Source organism: Pseudomonas sp. FW300-N2A2 (assembly GCF_017351735.1).
Taxonomy (GTDB): Bacteria; Pseudomonadota; Gammaproteobacteria; order Pseudomonadales; family Pseudomonadaceae; genus Aquipseudomonas; species Aquipseudomonas migulae.
The window spans coordinates 1-5,093 of sequence record NZ_JACNDU010000061.1 but is presented as its reverse complement, the minus strand read 5'-3'; the positions used below and the strand labels follow the sequence as shown (position 1 = coordinate 5,093).

Here is a 5,093-nt window from a genome sequence, read left to right as displayed (position 1 = left end):
ATCACCGCAGCAACGGATATGCCCCCCAACAAACCCATCCCCCCATCAGCCAGAAATCCATGCGCCCGAGAGGTACCTCCTTGGAGGAATAGGCTCATCAAGGATTCCGGTTCAGGCTTGGGCCCATACCCTCATCTACGGGAAAACCTGGACATGGCCCATCTGGCGCAACGCACATTTGAACCCCTGAACATTGCCGTGCTGACCATCAGCGATACACGCACCTTCGACACAGACACCTCAGGACAGACCCTCACCGATTTGCTGCAAACCGCCGGGCATGTATTGATCGATCGTGACCTGGTCAAGGACGATATCTATCAAATCCGCGCCACCGTTTCCCGGTGGATCGCCGACCCCGAAGTACAAGTTGTGCTGATGACCGGCGGCACCGGTTTCACCGCTCGCGACAACACGCCGCAAGCTGTCCTGCCGCTGCTGGACAAACACGTGGAAGGCTTCGGCGAATTGTTCCGTCAGGTGTCCCTGGAGGAAATCGGTATGTCCAGCCTGCAATCTCGGGCACTGGCCGGCATGAGCAACGGCGTGCTGGTGTGCTGCGTGCCCGGTTCGCCGGGTGCCTGCCGGACGGCCTGGAACAAGATCCTGCTCGAACAACTGGACAGTCGCACCGGCCCCTGCAATTTCGCCCCGCATTTGAAACCTCAGGCCCAACGCAACATTGATGCCTGTGAGACACGCTCATGACCGGCCGGGTGTGCGACCTCGGCAACCTGATGCCGGTGGACGAGGCCATCAGCCGCCTGCTCGATCAGGCACCGCCGCCGCCCCTGGTGCAAATGATCCGCCTGGATCAAGCGATGGGGCGCGTGCTGGCAGCGGATATTCATTCCCCGGTGAACCTGCCGGCCTGGGACAACAGCGCCATGGACGGTTACGCCCTCAGGGCCGTCGACCTGCCCGAGGAGGGTGGCTGGCTGTTGATCGGCGGGCGAATTGCGGCGGGGGATCAGGCGTGCGCACCGTTGCTCGCGCAACAAGCGGTGCAGATTTTTACCGGTGCACCCTTGCCTCCGGGCGCCGACACCGTCGTGCCGCAAGAGCGTTGCCGGATCGACGGCGAGCGTGTCTGGTTGCCGCCCGCAAGCGTTGGCGATCACGTACGCAAAGAGGGTGAAGAAGTTCGTCGCGGGCACCTGCTGCTCAAGGCGGGAAAGCGCCTGCGCGCACAGGAAATCGGGTTGCTGGCCGGCGCCGGAATTGCGCGGATCGAAGTCTATCGACCGTTGCAGGTGTGTTTGCTCAGCAGCGGCAATGAACTGCGCGAGCCGGGCGATCCCTTGGCGCCGGGACAGATCTACAACAGCAATCGCTACTGTCTGGCGGAGCTGTTGCGTGGATGGGGCGTGGAGGTGCATGACTACGGCGTGATGGCCGATGAGCTGGCGGCCAGTCGGCACGCCTTGAGCCTGGCGTCGTCGGAATGCGACCTGTTGCTGAGCAGCGGCGGCGTTTCGGTCGGCGAGGAGGATCATCTCAAGCACGCCATCGAGGAACTGGGCAGCATCGATTTCTGGCGCATCGCCATGCAGCCGGGCAAACCGCTGGCCTTTGGCGAAGTGGCGGGCAAACCGTGGATCGGCGTACCCGGCAATCCTTCGGCGGCACTGATTACCGCGTTGGTGGTGGTGCGACCGTTCTTGCTCCGGGCCCAGGGTATGACGGACGTGATGCCACGGCCACTGGCCGTGCCCGCCGGGTTCGAGTGGTTGCAACGCAACAAGCGTCGGCAATACCTGCGAGCCAGGTTGACGCCCGGCGCAGACGGCCAGTTGAGCGTGGAACTGCACCCTCAGCAAAGTTCGGCGATGTTGACGGCCGCATGCTGGGCTGACGGGCTGGCAGTGATCGACTGCGAGCAGCAAGTGCTCAAGCACGACAACGTGATGTTCCTGTCCTTTGCCGACCTGATGCAGTGAGGGCAATTGATTGCCGTCAAGGCAGTGCCTGCCGGTCTGGCTAGACTGGCGGCGCCGCTTTTTTCATGAGGATTACCCATGCAACTGGTTTGCCCGGCAGGGAACCTGCCTGCGCTCAAAGCGGCGGTGCGCCAAGGCGCCGATGCCGTGTATGTCGGCTTTCGCGATGACACCAACGCCCGGCATTTCGCGGGGCTGAACATGGACGACAAACAGTTCGACGCCGCCGTCGCCCACATCCGTCAGCATCAACGCAAACTCTATGTCGCCGTCAACACCTACCCGCAACCCAAGGGCTGGGAGCGCTGGCAGCGGGCGGTGGACCGTGCTGCCGATTTCGGTGTGGATGCGCTGATCGCCGCCGACCCCGGGGTGCTCAACTATGCCAGCCAGCGCCATCCGCAACTGGCGTTGCACCTCTCGGTCCAGGGCTCTGCGACCCACGCCGCTGCGCTTGCGTTTTACGCGCAGCGCTACGATATTCGGCGCGCCGTGCTGCCACGGGTGTTGTCGTTGGCGCAGGTGCGCCAGGTGGCCGCCAGCAGTCCGGTGCCCATTGAAGTCTTCGGTTTCGGCAGCCTGTGCATCATGGCCGAAGGGCGTTGCCACCTGTCGTCCTACATCACCGGCGAGTCACCGAACCTGTGCGGCGTCTGTTCGCCGGCCAAGGCGGTGCGCTGGAGCGAGGACGCCGAAGGGTTGAGTGCGCGGCTCAGTGAAGTCCTGATCGATCGCTACACCCCCGACGAACCGGCCGGTTATCCGACCTTGTGCAAAGGCCGTTTCCTGGTCGACGGCAAACGCTTTCATGCCCTGGAAGAACCTACCAGCCTCGACACCCTGGACCTGCTGCCGGAGCTGACGGCCATCGGCGTCGAAGCCGTGAAAATCGAAGGCCGCCAACGCAGCCCGGCCTACGTCGAGCAAGTCACCCGGGTCTGGCGCGCCGCGCTGGATGCCCATCGCGGCGCGCCGGGCGCTTTTCGGGTCAAGGAAGAATGGCGTCAGGTGCTGGCCGGTTTGTCCGAGGGCAGCCAGACCACCCTGGGTGCTTATCATCGATCATGGCAATGAGGGGACACGACATGAAGCTCAGCCTGGGACCGGTCCTGTTTTATTGGGACAAGGAGCAACTCAGCAACTTTTACGCCGAGATGTCGGCCATGCCCCTGGACGTGATTTACCTGGGGGAAACCGTGTGCTCGAAACGCCGGGCCTTTTCACTGGATCAGTGGCTGGGACTGGGGCGCGAGTTACAGGAGTGCAGCCGGGCGCAGTTGGTGATCTCCAGCTTGACGCTGATCGAAGCGGCGTCGGAACTTTCCAGCCTGCGCCGCCTGTGTGACAACGGCCAACTGTTGGTGGAGGCCAATGACATGGGCGCGGTGCAGTTCCTCGCCGAGCGCCAGTTGCCGTTCGTGGGTGGCCCGGCCCTCAACCTGTACAACGGCCACTCGCTGGCGCAACTGCTCGACTGCGGAATGACCCGCTGGGTGCCGCCCGTGGAGTGTTCGGCGGCGCTGATCCGCGACGTGATCGGGCAGGTCCGTGAACTGGGCCGAGCGGTGCCGGAAGTTGAAATTTTCGCCTATGGGCATTTGCCCCTGGCCTACTCCGCCCGCTGTTTCACGGCCCGCGCGGAAAACCGGCCAAAGGACGACTGCCAGTTTTGCTGCATCAACTACCCCGACGGCATGGCGCTGACCAGCCAGGAAGGGCAGCCGCTGTTTACCCTCAACGGTATTCAGACCATGTCGGCCGAAGTCACCAATTTGCTCGCCGATTATTCCGGGCTGGTGGACTGCGGCGCCGATCTGTTGCGCCTGAGCCCGCGTGCGCAGGGCATGGCTGAGGTGATTGACAGTTATCAGCGGGTTCGTTCGGGCGAGATGCCGCCGTTGTTTGTCGAAGGGTGCAATGGCTACTGGCATGGCCAGGCCGGCATGTTGCGCGTCGAGGAGGTCGGCCTGTGCTGAACCGAAAAAAGTGGCTGCTCAAAGGTGCCGACCGGTTGTTGCCGCTGGTGCGTCGGGTGCCGTTTGCCGTGCAGCGCCTGGCGTTGCAGCAGGCGCTCAATCGTTGCCTCGCCGAGCCGTTGCGCGATGGCGAGTTTGAGGTGTTGCGCGGGCGTTGGTTGTGTTTGCGGATTCCGGATCTGGGGTTGTCCTGGTACTTGACGCTCAGTCGTCAGGGGTTGCGGATTGCCGAGCATGCTACGGCGGCTGTGACCATCAGCGGGAACTGGCGTGAGTTTTTACTGTTGGCCAGTCGTCAGGAGGATCCTGATACGCTGTTTTTTCGTCGGCGTCTGGTGATTGAGGGTGATACTGAGTTGGGGTTGGCGTTGAAGAATCTGATCGATAGCCTTGATCCTGATGTGTTGCCGGTCTGGTTGTGGCGGAATCTGGAGCGGGCGGGGAAGGGGCTGGCGGCGGGGTGACCGGTATTGCTTGCCGGCGATGGCTGTGTGTCGAGTTTTTTGATGGTGTACATATCCGTTGCTGCGGTAACGGCCGCTTATGGTTTCGCCCTTACGGCGAGTCCCTTTTTCAAACGCCAAAAAGGAACCAAAAGGCTTTGCCCCTGACGTACGGCCCTTCGCCTAGGCTCAGGGTACCCTCGCTCCGGTCCTGCTCCGTGGGCCCGCCGCCATCGGCCATCCCTGGCCGGGGGCGGCTACCGCGGCATCCTTGCCGCGGTGCCCACTGCGCAGAACCTCCACTCGGCCTTCCGACGGGGCAGATCAAAATCAAAAGCCAAAGCAAAGCAAAAACCAAGGCAAAGCAAAAACGAGGCGGCCTGCCAGCCGACCTGTCTCTATGATCGTACGCATTCCCCTGTAGGAGCCGGCTTGCTGGCGATAGCGTTCGTCCAGTCAATTAAATATGTTGGCTGGCCCACCGCCATCGCCAGCAAGCCGGCTCCTACAGTTGATCGGTGTCATGCCCGCGTATCGGATTCGTATGACGATGCTGCTGGGGCTTTGTTGTTGATCTGAGATGTCAGGCGTACACATTCCCTGTAGGAGCCAGCTTGCTGGCGATGGACGTCAACGATAACGCGGGGTGTCTGAATGAACGCGGTGTCTGGGCGTTTTTCGCCGGCAAGCCGGCTCCTACAGGAGATCTGCGTACGCTTTCGCTTTTCACCACC

General features: G+C 62.4%; 5 protein-coding genes. All 5 read left to right on the top strand.

Annotation, left to right across the window (positions count from 1 at the left end; all coding sequences use genetic code 11):
* The first annotated feature begins 153 nt into the window (after nt 1-153).
* On the top strand, nt 154-708 hold the full coding sequence (moaB, locus tag J4E42_RS29270; protein ID WP_008034780.1) for a molybdenum cofactor biosynthesis protein B: 555 nt from the start codon (nt 154-156) through the stop codon (nt 706-708).
* On the top strand, nt 705-1,940 hold the full coding sequence (gene glp / locus J4E42_RS29265; protein ID WP_207286777.1) for a gephyrin-like molybdotransferase Glp: 1,236 nt from the start codon (nt 705-707) through the stop codon (nt 1,938-1,940). Before moaB ends, glp begins: the two co-directional genes overlap by 4 nt.
* 78 nt (nt 1,941-2,018) lie before the next feature.
* Nucleotides 2,019-3,014, top strand: coding sequence for a peptidase U32 family protein (locus tag J4E42_RS29260; RefSeq protein WP_008034782.1), 996 nt, complete (start codon nt 2,019-2,021; stop codon nt 3,012-3,014).
* An 11-nt stretch (nt 3,015-3,025) separates the two neighbouring features.
* The gene (locus J4E42_RS29255) at nt 3,026-3,916 is read left to right on the top strand and encodes a U32 family peptidase (protein ID WP_192226468.1); all 891 of its coding nucleotides are present in this window, start codon (nt 3,026-3,028) and stop codon (nt 3,914-3,916) included.
* Entirely contained in the window at nt 3,910-4,380 is a 471-nt protein-coding gene (locus tag J4E42_RS29250) for an SCP2 domain-containing protein (RefSeq protein WP_008044144.1), read from the top strand. The genes J4E42_RS29255 and J4E42_RS29250 overlap by 7 nt, the downstream gene beginning before the upstream one ends.
* Nucleotides 4,381-5,093 lie beyond the last annotated feature (713 nt).